The sequence below is a fragment of the Paenibacillus sp. 203 genome (genome assembly GCF_037027525.1).
GTDB lineage: Bacteria > Bacillota > Bacilli > Paenibacillales > Paenibacillaceae > Paenibacillus > Paenibacillus polymyxa_B.
In genome coordinates, this window is sequence record NZ_JAXCHD010000014.1 from 74,668 (window position 1) to 88,325 (window position 13,658).

Sequence of the window (13,658 nt, forward strand, 5' to 3'; positions counted from 1 at the left end):
GTCAGCGGGAGGACGAGAGATCATGAACACATTCGAAGTGCTGGAGTCCAATGTAAGATCCTATTGCAGAAGTTTTCCAGTTGTTTTCAACAAAGCTAAAAACGATGTACTGTACACGGAGGCAGGCAAGGGTTACATTGACTTTTTTGCCGGTGCAGGGGCTTTGAACTATGGGCACAATAATGATTTTATGAAAAACCGGATATTGGATTATTTAACTTCCGATCGGATTATGCATGGTCTGGATATGTACACGACGGCCAAGCAAGAGTTTATGGAGTCTTTTTCAGAGCGTATTCTCCAGCCCAAGGGCTTGAATTATAAGCTGCAATTTTGCGGACCGACCGGAACCAATGCAGTGGAAGCAGCACTGAAACTTGCACGCAAGGTGAAAAACAGAAATGGTATTTTTGCTTTTATGGGTGCGTTCCACGGGATGTCGCTGGGCAGTTTATCTATTACCAGCAACAACTCCATGCGAGAGAGCGCAGGGGTTCCCCTGAACAATGTTACCTTCATACCTTATAACAGCACATTTAACGGAATGGATACCATTTTGTATATGGAGCAGCTTTTAACAGACACCCATTCGGGTGTGGAAAAGCCTGCCGCGATCATTTTGGAAACGGTACAGGCTGAAGGCGGTATTCATATTGCAGAGACCGAATGGCTGCGTGATTTGCGACAGCTGTGCGATGATCATGATATTTTACTCATTGTTGACGATATTCAAGTCGGTTGCGGCCGGGTTGGTTCGTTCTTCTCATTCGAGCGGGCGGGAATCGTTCCTGATATGGTTGTTTTGTCCAAATCGATCAGTGGATACGGATTGCCAATGTCTCTGTTGCTACTCAAGCCAGAATTGGATATATGGAGTCCGGGTGAGCATAACGGCACCTTCCGTGGAAATCAGCTTGCTTTCGTCGGGGCAAAGGCTGCGCTGGAGTTCAGAGATACGGTAGAGCTGGAAGCACAAGTGAAGGAAAAAGAGGCATTTGTTCAGCAGTTCTTGCGTGAACATATCCAATCGATAGATCCTCTTATTGAAATTCGTGGCATGGGATTGATCTGGGGGATTGATGTGTCTCATCTGGGAGAAGCGTTCGCCAAGGAGGTAGCGTCTCTCTGCTTTAGTAGGGGACTCATTATTGAACGTGCTGGGCGTAACGATACGGTAATTAAAATTATGCCAGCGTTAACGATAAGCTTGGAAAACTTGCGTAAGGGCTGCGAAATTATTAAAGAAAGTATGGCACAAGTAACCAGTACCTTGGTTACGATGTAAATCGATCAGTAAAGCCCCTTGGCTGGAGCTGCCGTCTGCTGTAAAGCAGGTATGGCGGGCGCCGTCCAAGGGGCTTTCTAGTAAAAAATTAAGAAATAACCGTTTGCGCGTATTTTTGTGCGGATTGCTCTAGTTGCTCATCGGTCAATACTGCAGCACCATATTGTACGAAATAAGGGAGCAATTTGACACCAATCATATGGGCTGTAGCTTCCAGAGGTCTCAACAGCTCTTCAATCGTATACCTGTTCCGTCCGTCATGTTGATAATTTTCCTCAACGCTGGCAGCAGACAAGGCGATCAACAACTCTTTGCCCTGTAGCTTGCCACCTTCGCTTCCATAAGCCCAGCCGTAGGTTAGAACCTTATCCAGCCATTTTTTCAGCAGGGAAGGAGTGCTGTACCAGTAAAAAGGGAATTGCAGAACGATACGGTCATGCTGCTCTAGCAGTTCCTGCTCCTGGGCGACATTGATTTGCTCATCTGGATATACCTCATACAGGTTGTGAATGGTTACGTCAGATTGTTTCTTGAGTTCTTGCACCCATCTTTTGTTAATGCGAGATTCCGCAAGATCAGGGTGAACGACAATAACGAGGGTTGACATTTAAAAAACCATCTCCTTCGAACTTATTTAATGTAAGTAAATAACCAATACATATGTAACAATTTTAGTTTCAACTTATGGAATTGTCAACTCTATTACATTTTAAGCTCTATATTCAAAAGACTCCGGCAAGCTCATGCCGGAGTCTCAACAAATGAAGTGTTTTTACATTAAGCGATATGATTAAGAGCAACAATTTTGTTTTTCCCGGAGCGCTTAGCTTGATACAGATAGTCATCTGCTTGCTGAAAAAATACATCTTTATCTTTGTTCATTTCCTCTGTATAGCTTTTCAGTCCAATGCTTACGGTTACAGAAACGATTTGCAATTTCTCCTGAAAGGTCATTTTCTCCACTTCACGCCGGATGTTTTCGACGATCTGATAAGCTTCTTCGAAAGTATGCTCGAACATCAAAATAGCAAATTCCTCACCGCCATAGCGAGCTGCAATGTCATTTGCGGTAATCTGTTCTGTAATGATTTGCGAGATGCCTTCCAAAATTTTATCTCCGAACTGGTGTCCGTAAGTGTCATTGATCTTCTTGAAATTATCAATATCCACTAACGCCAGATGGATGATCGCGCCTTGTTCCGCATATTCGAGTGCTTTTTCATAAAAGTTTTGAAAGGACAAATGATTGTACAGCTTTGTCAAACCATCAGTCATTGACATTTTGCTGATAATCGCGTTACTGATCATTAATTCCTGTTGGGCGCGCTTTGTTTTATACAAATCCACTAACAAATCGCGGCCGCTGGCCTGAATAATGAGAGCAATAAAGGTGGACATAATTAAAAAGGTTGGAATCGCCACGATATCAAAGTCTGACAAATAGCTGCGGAATGATCCATCTGCTGCCAGCAACAGAAAAAAGACGACCACTTGCAATACAAAGGAAAGCCATATTAAGCGACGATTGAAGAACAGAATAGAAGAGAAAATAGGCAACAAACATAGCGCAGGAATAATCCGAATATCATAATTTAGGCGAATAATCATCCAGCAAATGACGGTGCTTGCCATAAACAGGATCGCAAAAGAATACCTGTTAAATTTAAAATGAGCCAACTCTGCCAGTAAGTTGGAACCACTCATGATTAGCGTGGGAACAATAAGGGTTCCGACGTAAAATTCATAAGGCGAAGCGTGGTAATCAAGAAATAAGTAGCTGCCCAGCTGGACGATAAAATGTACAGCTATAATCATCCAATACAGTAATAACATTTTGCGTACCCAGCGGGCTTGCTTTGTTTTGTAATCCATGGTTTGAGTAAGCCGTTTTGTCTTGTTCATGATGTCACCACACTTAATGTATCTTTAGCCATTCTCGTATTATAAGATACTATGTGATGAAGTTGAAGCTAATTTTTTTGAAGGCCATGAACTTGTTAGCCTAGCAACACTTTTACTTGGTGATAGCCCCGTCCCCTTCAACCGGCAGGATATTATTCGCAAGGACGGTGCCAAGGTAACTGTAACTACACCCTTGGAGACATGTTGTGGATTCGTGATATGAATCACGTAGGTATCACCGCGGAAGACACGGATGACTGTGAATTCGTCCCAGGCTGTAGGAATGCACGGATCAATACGCAGACCATCCCATTCGGGCTGAATACCGAGAATGGATTGAGTAATAGCTATAAAGTTCCATGCCACTGTACCCGTCAAAAGACCCAACACATGATTATATTCAAACATAAAGCCGTTCTTTCTTTAGAAAGACATTTCCTGCCTTATACAAAATGTGCTTGATTTTCTAAACCATTCTTATGGAATTTGCAAAATATTTGAAATGGGTAAATATACCTTTTTATGCTAAAATAAAAAAGTTAGAACTTAGCAAGGCAGGAGGTTGCAAGAATGGCACCTATCACATTATTTTTCATCCCGTATGCAGGCGGATCGGCGTCGGTCAGCTTCAAATGGAAAAAGTTGCTGCTTCCGCAGATCAAGCTTGTTCCACTGGAATTAGCGGGCAGAGGTATTCGTTCTGGGGAAGCGTTAAAGGAAAGCATTGAGGAGATGAGCGAGGATCTGTTGCACAAGATCAGCGAAGAGATAGCCCCGGGCGATCCTTATGCCATATACGGACACAGTATGGGGACGATGATCTCATTCGAGCTGTACTACAAGCTGGTGGCCGGTGGATATGGAAAGCCTGCTCATCTGTTCGTTTCAGGTGGACGGGCACCGCATGTCCCAAGAAATTCCCCGTGGTTACACGATCTGCCCGCAGATCAGTTCAGGACGCATTTGCAGCGGTACGGTCAGCTTTCGGAAGCGATTTTTGACAATCGGGAATTATACGACTATTTTATGCCAGTGTTAAGAGCGGATTTCAAAGCTGTCGAGTTGTACAAGTACATGGCTAAAGCCGTACCTTTACATTGTCCTATCACCGCTTTGACGGGAATGACCGATAACACGGTGACCTTACAAGATGCGGAGGCATGGGCACACCATACGGATCAGCAATTTCGTATGTTTACCTTTGAGGGAGGACACTTTTTTATTCATGATGAAGTGGAACGGATTACGCACATCATCAATGAGACCTTGGAGCAGAGTACGGTAACAAGTAGCATACAACAATAAAAATAAGAGGTGATTTTTAGTGACAGTAGGTGTATTGGCACATTTGTTTGGCAAGTTGCCTTATCGCGAATTGGCTGCAAAGGTAGGCGCAGCGGGCTTTACTCATGTTCAGCTGGCTCCGTGGAGAGCGATCAGTGATGTGGATTTTAATAAACCGGGTAAGTTCAATCCGGGATTGGCACTGTCTATCGCAGAAGAATTTCGTAAGCATGGTGTATCCATATCGGTGCTCGGGTGCTATTTACATTTTTTTATACAGGATGAGGAATTGCTGCGTGAAAATGTAGAGCGCTTCAAAGAGCTGATCCGATATGCGGGTCTGTTAGGAGCACCAATGGTTGCAGCTGAAGTCGGACGTAATGAGGACGGTACCGCCTATACGGAACGTGACTGGAGAGTTGTAAGGGAAGTAGTACGTGAATTAGCAGATGAAGCGGAGAAGTGGGGCGTATTCGTAGGATTGGAAGCTGCAAACGATCACTTGGTCGGAACCGCCGTAGAGTTGGCTACCTTTCTGGAGGAAGTACCTTCTTCACACATCGGTGTTGTGATTGATCCGGGTAATCTGCTGAAAACGGAAAATCTGGCGCAACAGGATGAGATCATCCGCGAAGCTTTCCAACTGCTGGGCCCCCGGATTATCGCAGCGCATGCCAAAGACCGGCGGTTGTCATCGTCAGGTGAAATTGAGACGGTGCCGCCGGGTTTTGGAGACATGAACTATGGCCTCTACATGGAACTACTGGAGCAGTACAAGCCGGGGGTTCATATTATTATGGAAGCTGCTCAGGAGCATGAGATGGCTGAATCCAGACGTTATATCGAAGGTCATTGGATAGCCGCTCAGAAAGCGCAACAAGTGCAGACGAGATAGTGCATTCTTTCATATAATCAGGAATGCTGCGTTAGTAATTGAGAGACTTGGAAGCGCCTCCTTTTCCAAGTCTCCGTTCCTTTATCCTTCTCTAACCTTGCACAACCGCCACGATCACAATGACCCAGCTTGCCAAAAAAGCCACCCCGCCAAGGGGAGTGATTGCTCCAAGCTTTCTCACACCGGATATACTAAGGGCGTACAGGCTGCCGGAAAACAGGAGAATACCCACCAGCATAACCCAACCTGCGGTTACGATGAGAGAAGAATGGACAAGGCTGTCAGCAAGAACTCCAAGCAGTAGCAAACCCAGTCCATGAGCGATTTGATATTGAATTCCTGTCTGGAATATACTGAGCATGTCTGCGGAAAGTCTTTTTTTCAATGCATGCGCGCCGAACGCTCCCAGAGCTACGGCTAAAAACATCACGATACAACCAAGCAATAGCAAAATTTTCATGTTTTAACGCCTCCCTGTGAAATAGTACCGATTCCAATCGATTTCGTCAATTTTCCTTGTGAATCTCTAAACTTATAGAATTTTTCGACTCTCATTTGGCGCCTAGTATGATATATTTTTTCCAGGGCCAATGCGAAGCATTTGGAGCAATAGACAGCGTGTCCTCCACCTTTTTTACGGAAAAGTGAGGTGATGATGCTGTCTTTTTATGCTGTCGTTTTTCGGAATAAATTCTTGTGTAAAGCCAAAATTGATAATGGAGAGGATGAATGCAAAAGTGATCAGCAGAAAATCCGTGTTCAGGAAATCTGTCTCTATGGTCATGTCAGCCATTTTGGTACTTCCGTTAACCTTGGGGTTATTTCAGGCAGGACCCGACCGTGCATCAGCCGCAACACCGGAATCGACACGTTTTCTACAACTATATAAACAGCTAAAGGATCCGGCTAGCGGATACTTTTCAAAAGAAGGCATCCCTTATCATTCTGTTGAAACGCTCATGAGCGAGGCTCCGGATTACGGACACTTAACGACTTCGGAAGCGTACAGCTACTGGATGTGGCTGGAAGTGCTGTATGGTCATTATACCGGGGATTGGGGGCATTTGGAATCCGCATGGGACAACATGGAGAAATATATCATTCCTGTTAATGAAGGGGACGGTAAGGAAGAGCAACCGACAATGAGTAACTATAATCCGAACAGCCCCGCCACTTATGCCGCAGAATATTCGCAGCCGGATCAGTACCCAAGCCGTCTGAGTGGTCAGTATGGTGCTGGCAAGGATCCACTGGACTCTGAGCTGAAGGCAACCTATGGCAACAACCAGACTTATCTGATGCACTGGTTGTTGGATGTGGATAATTGGTACGGCTTCGGCAATCTTCTGAATCCGTCGCATACAGCTGCCTATGTAAACACCTTCCAGCGTGGGGAACAGGAATCAGTCTGGGAGGCTGTACCACATCCATCACAAGATAATCATAAGTTTGGCAAGCCTAATGAAGGGTTTATGAGCCTGTTCACTAAGGAAAATAATGCCCCGGCACAGCAATGGCGCTACACGAATGCCACCGATGCGGATGCACGGGCAGTTCAAGCGATGTACTGGGCTAAGGAATTGGGATATGACAACTCCGTATATTTGGATAAAGCCAAAAAGATGGGAGACTTTTTGCGGTACGGCATGTACGATAAATACTTCCAGAAAACCGGAAGCGCTTCCAATGGAAGTCCTATTGCTGGTACGGGCAAGGATGCCAGTCTTTACCTAATGGCATGGTATACGGCTTGGGGCGGCGGACTTGGCCAAAGCGGCAACTGGGCTTGGCGAATTGGTGCCAGCCATGCGCATCAGGGCTACCAAAATGTCGTTGCAGCGTATGCGTTGTCCGATCAAGATGGTGGATTAATACCGAATTCACCAACGGCGGGACAGGACTGGGCGACCTCGCTGAAGCGCCAACTGGAGTTTTATACTTGGTTGCAATCCGATGAGGGGGCCATTGCAGGCGGAGCGACGAATAGCTGGGATGGTGCCTACAAAGCTTATCCATCTGGCACAAGTACCTTTTATGGTATGGCTTATACAGGGGCTCCTGTATATAACGATCCACCATCCAACAACTGGTTTGGGATGCAGGCTTGGCCTGTCGAGCGGGTTGCCGAGCTGTACTACATCTTAGCTAAGAAAGGGGATACTTCGTCCGAGCAGTTTAAAATGGCTAAACAAGTGACGGAAAACTGGATAGCATGGTCCAAGAGCTATGTATTTGCCAACGAACGGCCTGTGACTGATGCACAGGGATACTATTTGGACGCTCAAGGTAAGCGTATTCTGGGTGGCAAGAATCCGAAGGTGGCTACTACAGCGGCTAAAGGTGAGTTCTGGCTGCCGAGCAATCTGGAATGGAGCGGAAAGCCTGAAACCTGGAGCGGATTTACCAATCATAAAGGGAATACCAATCTCCATGTGGTAACAAAGAATCCGGGGCAGGATGCCGGAGTGCTGGGCAGCTATGTTAAAGCACTTACTTTTTTTGCTGCTGGAACGAAAGCTGAAAAAGGAGACTATTCCGAGTTAGGCAAGGAAGCTAAGGATCTGTCTAAAGCTTTGCTTGATGCTGCATGGGGTTATAACGATGGTATAGGCATTACAACGAAGGAAGCGCGAGAGGATTATTATCGCTATTTCACTAAAGAAGTGTATATTCCGAGCGGCTGGAGCGGTAAGACTGGACAAGGCAACACGATCCCTGGCACCGACGCTACGGCTTCTGATCCGTCCAAAGGCGGCAATGGTACGTATTCCAGCTATAGTGACATCCGGCCTAATATCACTAAAGATCCGCAATGGTCTTATCTCAAAGATAAATACACGACTTCTTGGAACAATCAGACCCAAAAATGGGATAAAGGCGCTCCAGAATTTACGTATCATCGTTTCTGGTCCCAAGTGGATATGGCAACGGCTTATGCCGAGTATGACCGTCTCATTAACGGTAGTGGACCAACCGAGCCGACAGCTCCCAAAGCTCCGGCAAATGTGAAGGCAAACGCAGGGGATGCTCAGGTTACACTAACCTGGAGCAAAGCGACGGGTGCCGATAGCTATACAGTCAAGCGCTCGACAACCAGTGGTGGCCCTTATACCACAGTAGCAACGGTAACAGACAGCACTTACAAGGATACAGGAGTGGTGAATGAAACCACTTATTATTATGTGGAAAATGCAACAAGTTCTTTAGGAACCAGCCCGGATTCTGCTGAGGTCAGTGCCAAGCCTACGGCAGCACCCATTCCGGCAACGGGAGATGTGATTGCCCAATACCGCGTGGGCGACACCAACCCGGGAGATAACCAGATTCGGCCACTTTTCCGTATTGTAAACAAGGGTAAAGATGCTGTTGACCTGAAAAATGTCAAGCTGCGATACTACTATACTGTAGATGGCGACAAGTCACAGGAATTCCATTGTGACTATGCACAGTTGGGTAGTAGTAACGTTCAGGGACGTTTGGTGAAACTGGATAAGGCCGTTACAGGTGCAGATTATTATCTGGAAATCTCCTTTGGAGCTGGTGCTGGAAGTCTGGCAGCAGGGGAAAATACAGGGGATATTCAGATTCGCATGAACAAGGCGGACTGGAGCAACTATAACGAAAGTGATGATTTTTCCTATGATTCAACCAAGACATCTTATACGGATTGGGACAAAGCACCTTTGTATATAAACGACAAACGTGTCTGGGGTCTGGAGCCTTGATTGTGAACTGATAGTGGAAATTGCGGGCGGAATGTGAGATCATTGAATTCACTTCCGTCCATTTTTTTGTGATCGGATTCGTGGTACACTATGATCGTTACATCATTACATACATGACCGAGGTGACCTGAGACATGAACGACAATTTGGCACAGGCTCTGAATGAGCAAATGAACTTTGAATTTTACTCTGCTCACGTATATTTGGCGATGGCTGCTTATTGCTCCAGTGAAAGTCTGGATGGGTTTGCAAACTTCTTCCTGGTACAAGCTGAGGAGGAACGGTTTCATGCCATGAAACTGTATAAATACATTAATGACCGTAGAGGACGCGCCACATTGGCTGCATTGCCAGAGCCGAAAAATAGCTACGATTCCATGCTGGACGTATTTGAGCATGGCTACAAGCATGAGCAGCAAAACACACAAAAATTTTATCATTTGGCTGACTTGGCCCTCGATGGACGCGAGCATGCAACGATCCATTTCCTGAAATGGTTTATTGATGAGCAAGTCGAAGAGGAAGCTCTGTTCGACAGTGTTATCCAGAAGCTTAAGCGCATTGAAAGAGACAGCAACGCCTTTTATATGCTGGACAGCGAGTTTGCTAAACGCAGCTTTACTGCCCCTGCGGAGTAATACAGCATACATGGTTTGTTTTGAATGCCGGAGCTAAGACCAGCATTTTATTCGTCTAGAAAGTAGAGGAGCCCGATTTTCGGGCTTTTTTGCGTTGACTTTAATTAACGAACTCCCACCTTTCGAGGGGCTATTGTTATTTTAAATGGAGTTATAGAAAAAATTAATTTGTCGCTGAATGGTGAGCATGCTACAGTTATGTTAACTTTTATATCTTATTAAATAGATGGGAATAGTTATATAGTGATTCACTCGTTTTATAAAAACATTATAAGGAGGCGGGTTAGTATGAGTGAAATCTATCGTCTGGCACTCCAGGAGGACGCAGAAAGATTGCAGTATGTGACGTATGAGGCGTATGAAACAATTCGGCAGTTGGAGCTTCAATGGCCTGCCGCTCAGGCAGACGTTGCTCTCATTCAAGAAAACATTAAAAATAATGATTGCTATGTGCTGGAAGTAGACGGTGTCATTCAGGCTACCGTTAGCCATCTCAAAAATAGAGCCCTTAATTTTATAACCGATCTACCGTTTGTGATGTGGTTTGCTGTAGACCCGGCTGCCCAGGGCAAAGGATATGGGAAAAAACTGCTGAATTGGGTAGAGCAAACGATTATTCGTGACAAGGTCGGTGCTCCTGCTGTGACACTGGCGACTGCGGAAAAGCATCCCTATTTGCTATCCATGTACGAGCGTTGGGGGTATGAACGTATCCATGCTTTTGACCATGGAACAGGGAACGGGACGATGCATTTACTGCGTAAAGTGGTGAATCCTGAATTATTCTCCACCTACATTCGTGAAAAAAATGAAGCCGAGACAGCTAACCAAAATTAGACGCGATCATAGGGAACGAATGAAGTTTGTATTGTTCAGCCTAATGGCTAATCTGCCTAATGCGATTACCGGAGAAGCCTGGAGTTCGCAGCAAAATAATAAAGCAGGCTGTGCTCGCAGAGGAGCTTGGTTTTGATGCGTATGGTGTGGGGGAGCGGCATGGTACGCCTTTTTTGTCGTCTTCACCTCCACTCGTTCTGACCGCTATAGCAGCGAGAACTGAACGGATTCGTCTGCTGACGATGGTAACGGTGCCTTAGTATTCTTGACCCGGTACGCGTAGCTGAGAATTATGCGACACTGGATCATTTATCGGGTGGAAGATTAGAACTGATTATCGGAAAAGGCAATGACCCACGTCATTATCCGTTGTTCGGAATTACGGAGGAAGAGCAGTGAGAGTCGCTAGCAGAACGCTATCGTCTGCTCAAGCGGCTCTGGAGCGAGGAAGAAGTTACGTGGGAGGGCAACTATCGGTCCCCGCTGTATCAGGTCACGACCCAGTCACGCCCGTATCAACAGCAAATTCCGATATGGCATGGAAGTGCCGCCAGCACATTATCAACGGAGCTGGCGGCACAATATGGAGAGCCGTTATTTTCTTCTAATTCTTTGCGTGGATGGGCTGGGAGAGCAGGAGCAACTTGAACAGCTGCATCGGTTTGCTGAGGATATCATCTCTATACTGCGCGAGAGATTCCCAGCACTATTTGGCAGCAGGTGCCGAATCTACACAAAGAAAATGGATCACTGGCTGCTACTCCTAATGAGGCTTCTCCATTTCTCCTATTTTTCAGTTATGATTGATGAAAATGCTACCCTCTCTCTTGAAAGCAACCGAAGTAACGGTGTTTTCGGGTCAATAGCGACTGAGAGAGTTTTTTTTAGTTCTAGACAAATTGACAGAGATAAATAAAAAGAGTAACGTAAATGTATATTTATTAAAATCATATAAAATTAATCGGATTAATTAAAATCTGAGATGTAGAAATCTGACGATATAAGGAGGGGTTTTTTTGAGCGACTCGCAATCTAGCACGACCAAGCGCTGTATAACCGCTGAGGATTTATATCACCTTCATTGGGTTAGCGATCCAGCTATTCATCCTGTCAGCGGTGAAATCGCTTACGTAGAGCAGCATATTAATAAAGATCGGACCGATTATAACTCAGGAATTTGGCTATTATCGTCCGAAGTCGCTGTCCCGATACCCTTTACATACGGACCGAAAGATGAAACGCCTGTCTGGTCACCAGACGGATCACAACTAGCTTTTCTTCGTACGACAGACGGCAAGCGCCAGGTATGGATTATTCCAGAACGCGGGGGGGAGGCACGACAGCTTACACACGTAGAGAACAACGTTCGTTCATTAGCCTGGTCTCCTGAGGGGACCTGCATATCGTTTGTAGCTAAAACGGCCGAGAACCCGTCAAGCCCTACATCCGATGGAGGAACTCAGGAGGCACAACTTAAGGGACGAGTCGTTAATCGAACGAAAGCTAAATCCGACGGATATGGACTGTGGGATGATACTCGTGATCACCTGTATGTAACTAATGTGACTTCGGGGAACACAGTTCAACTGACTTCCGGCGCTTATGATGTGGCGGAGCCTGTGTGGTCACCGGATGGTCAACGTATTTTATTCGTCGCCAGAATAGCAGAGCATTCGAAAGAGGATACGGATTTACGTAAGCAAAATGATTTGTTTACGATAGTTCCTGTGATTTCAAATGGTGATGCAGCAGCACCGCTTAAGCTGACCCATTCTGAACTGCACATCGAGAGTGCTGCTTATTCTCCCGACGGTTCAACGATTGCCTTTTACGGTCATGATCGACATGCCAAAGGCGCTACTCAGACTCGACTGTATACGGTTCCCTCCAGTGGCGGGACGGTAGTATGTGTTAGTGAGACGCTGGACGCTCACATCGGTAATGCCGGTATGAGCGACATGCGTTCACATCTCCATATAGGACCACCACGCTTCAGTGCGGATGGTCAATCCCTGTATACGCTAGTAACTCTTGAAGGGAATGTACACGTATATCAGTTTGCGCATGATGGAACTTTTAAAATTTTAACGCAAGGAGAACGGGAAATTTACCAATTCGAGCTTACTTCGGATGAGCAGCATATCATTGCCGCTTCCACTGAAGTGGCTTTACCAGGCGATTTGTTCCGAATTGCGATCCATTCAGGAATTGAGGAACGGCTGACCAGAGTGAATGACCCTCTGCTTGATGAGATTGAGATCAGTGTGCCTGAGAGCTTCTGGACTGAGGTTGAGGATGGACGACGGGTGCAGGGATGGGTGATGAAACCTGTTGGATTTAAGGAGGGCGTATCTTATCCTGCCATATTGGAAATTCACGGTGGTCCTCATGCCATGTATTCCAATTCTTTTTTTCATGAATTTCAGTTGCTGGCCGCTCAGGGATATACAGTCATCTACACGAATCCGGGAGGAAGCCGAGGGTACGGACAGTCTTTTACCAATGTCGTCCTTGGAGATTATGGCGGGCGCGATTACACCGATCTGCTGAGCGCAGTGGACGAGGCTATACTTCAATTTCCATTCATTCATCCAGAAAGGCTGGGCGTAACAGGGGGCAGCTATGGTGGATTTATGACAAACTGGATTGTCGGCCATACCGATCGTTTCCGCGCAGCTGTAACCCAGCGTTCCATATCCAACTGGCTATCGATGTATGGGGTGAGTGACATAGGGTACTCGTTTACAGAAGACGAAGTTGGCGGGAATCCGTGGGAAGATTTCGAACTCCTGTGGAGACAATCTCCGCTGGCTTATGTGCAGCAAATCAATACACCGCTGCTCATATTGCACGGGGAGCAGGATCTGCGTTGCCCAATTGAGCAGGGAGAGCAGCTGTTTACAGCATTACGTCGCTCGGGGAAACCTACGCAATTTGTCCGTTTTCCAGCTTCAAGTCACGAGCTTTCACGAAAAGGGCACCCGCAGCTTCGCGTGGAACGACTGCAACGTATTACTAATTGGTTTGTCAAGCACCAGATATAACACATTATGCGTTTCTTGCACTTACGACACAGAAATTTTTACAAAAAT

At 46.0% G+C, this 13,658-nt stretch carries 11 protein-coding genes and 1 pseudogene; 8 read left to right on the forward strand and 4 right to left on the reverse strand.

Going from position 1 to position 13,658, the window contains the following annotated elements:
• Nucleotides 1-22 precede the first annotated feature (22 nt).
• Nucleotides 23-1,285, forward strand: a complete 1,263-nt coding sequence (gene ectB, locus WA407_RS23340) for a diaminobutyrate--2-oxoglutarate transaminase (protein ID WP_061831657.1) — start codon at nt 23-25, stop codon at nt 1,283-1,285.
• Nucleotides 1,286-1,373: 88 nt separating this feature from the next.
• Here ectB and WA407_RS23345 read toward each other — a convergent pair whose 3' ends face one another.
• The 3 genes from WA407_RS23345 to WA407_RS23355 all read right to left on the reverse strand — a co-directional run bounded on the left by WA407_RS23345 (nt 1,374) and on the right by WA407_RS23355 (nt 3,595).
• Nucleotides 1,374-1,892: an NAD(P)H-dependent oxidoreductase gene (locus WA407_RS23345; RefSeq protein WP_235306270.1), complete on the reverse strand. Its 519-nt coding sequence runs from the start codon at nt 1,890-1,892 to the stop codon at nt 1,374-1,376.
• A 170-nt stretch (nt 1,893-2,062) separates the two neighbouring features.
• Entirely contained in the window at nt 2,063-3,187 is a 1,125-nt protein-coding gene (locus tag WA407_RS23350; RefSeq protein WP_235306269.1) for a GGDEF domain-containing protein, read from the reverse strand.
• Between the two features lie 39 nt (nt 3,188-3,226).
• A complete protein-coding gene (locus WA407_RS23355) occupies nt 3,227-3,595 on the reverse strand; it encodes a hypothetical protein (protein ID WP_442952051.1) in 369 nt (122 codons plus the stop codon).
• A gap of 162 nt (nt 3,596-3,757) precedes the next feature.
• On the opposite strand from WA407_RS23355, the gene WA407_RS23360 reads away from it, so the two are divergent.
• Together WA407_RS23360 and WA407_RS23365 are read left to right on the forward strand one after the other, a co-directional pair.
• On the forward strand, nt 3,758-4,492 hold the full coding sequence (locus WA407_RS23360) for a thioesterase II family protein (RefSeq protein WP_336078505.1): 735 nt from the start codon (nt 3,758-3,760) through the stop codon (nt 4,490-4,492).
• Between the two features lie 19 nt (nt 4,493-4,511).
• Nucleotides 4,512-5,366 carry a sugar phosphate isomerase/epimerase family protein gene (locus WA407_RS23365; protein WP_336078506.1) on the forward strand — a complete coding sequence of 285 codons (855 nt, stop codon included), beginning with the start codon at nt 4,512-4,514 and terminating at the stop codon, nt 5,364-5,366.
• Nucleotides 5,367-5,457: 91 nt separating this feature from the next.
• On the opposite strand, the gene WA407_RS23370 is transcribed toward WA407_RS23365, so the two are convergent.
• Nucleotides 5,458-5,826 carry a DUF423 domain-containing protein gene (locus WA407_RS23370; RefSeq protein WP_336078507.1) on the reverse strand — a complete coding sequence of 123 codons (369 nt, stop codon included), beginning with the start codon at nt 5,824-5,826 and terminating at the stop codon, nt 5,458-5,460.
• A gap of 316 nt (nt 5,827-6,142) precedes the next feature.
• Here WA407_RS23370 and WA407_RS23375 point away from each other — a divergent pair, with 316 nt between their 5' ends.
• The 5 genes and pseudogenes from WA407_RS23375 to WA407_RS23395 all read left to right on the forward strand — a co-directional run bounded on the left by WA407_RS23375 (nt 6,143) and on the right by WA407_RS23395 (nt 13,610).
• Nucleotides 6,143-9,091, forward strand: coding sequence for a glycoside hydrolase family 48 protein (locus WA407_RS23375; RefSeq protein ID WP_336078514.1), 2,949 nt, complete (start codon nt 6,143-6,145; stop codon nt 9,089-9,091).
• Nucleotides 9,092-9,225: 134 nt separating this feature from the next.
• Nucleotides 9,226-9,729, forward strand: a complete 504-nt coding sequence (locus WA407_RS23380; protein ID WP_013310291.1) for a ferritin — start codon at nt 9,226-9,228, stop codon at nt 9,727-9,729.
• Between the two features lie 288 nt (nt 9,730-10,017).
• The gene (locus tag WA407_RS23385) at nt 10,018-10,566 is read left to right on the forward strand and encodes a GNAT family N-acetyltransferase (protein ID WP_336078509.1); all 549 of its coding nucleotides are present in this window, start codon (nt 10,018-10,020) and stop codon (nt 10,564-10,566) included.
• Nucleotides 10,567-10,585: 19 nt separating this feature from the next.
• Nucleotides 10,586-11,178, forward strand: a pseudogene (locus WA407_RS23390) (LLM class flavin-dependent oxidoreductase); the annotation flags it as partial.
• A 404-nt stretch (nt 11,179-11,582) separates the two neighbouring features.
• Nucleotides 11,583-13,610, forward strand: coding sequence for a S9 family peptidase (locus WA407_RS23395; protein ID WP_336078510.1), 2,028 nt, complete (start codon nt 11,583-11,585; stop codon nt 13,608-13,610).
• Nucleotides 13,611-13,658: the final 48 nt, after the last annotated feature.

Bases quoted from the DNA above. Each gene is read 5' to 3' on its own strand.
- WA407_RS23345 (WP_235306270.1), bottom strand. From the start codon at position 1,892: ATGTCAACCCTCGTTATTGTCGTTCACCCTGATCTTGCGGAATCTCGC.
- WA407_RS23385 (WP_336078509.1), top strand. From the start codon at position 10,018: ATGAGTGAAATCTATCGTCTGGCACTCCAGGAGGACGCAGAAAGATTG.
- ectB (WP_061831657.1), top strand. From the start codon at position 23: ATGAACACATTCGAAGTGCTGGAGTCCAATGTAAGATCCTATTGCAGA.
- WA407_RS23380 (WP_013310291.1), top strand. From the start codon at position 9,226: ATGAACGACAATTTGGCACAGGCTCTGAATGAGCAAATGAACTTTGAA.
- WA407_RS23355 (WP_442952051.1), bottom strand. From the start codon at position 3,595: ATGTTTGAATATAATCATGTGTTGGGTCTTTTGACGGGTACAGTGGCA.
- WA407_RS23350 (WP_235306269.1), bottom strand. From the start codon at position 3,187: ATGAACAAGACAAAACGGCTTACTCAAACCATGGATTACAAAACAAAG.
- WA407_RS23375 (WP_336078514.1), top strand. From the start codon at position 6,143: ATGGTCATGTCAGCCATTTTGGTACTTCCGTTAACCTTGGGGTTATTT.
- WA407_RS23360 (WP_336078505.1), top strand. From the start codon at position 3,758: ATGGCACCTATCACATTATTTTTCATCCCGTATGCAGGCGGATCGGCG.
- WA407_RS23370 (WP_336078507.1), bottom strand. From the start codon at position 5,826: ATGAAAATTTTGCTATTGCTTGGTTGTATCGTGATGTTTTTAGCCGTA.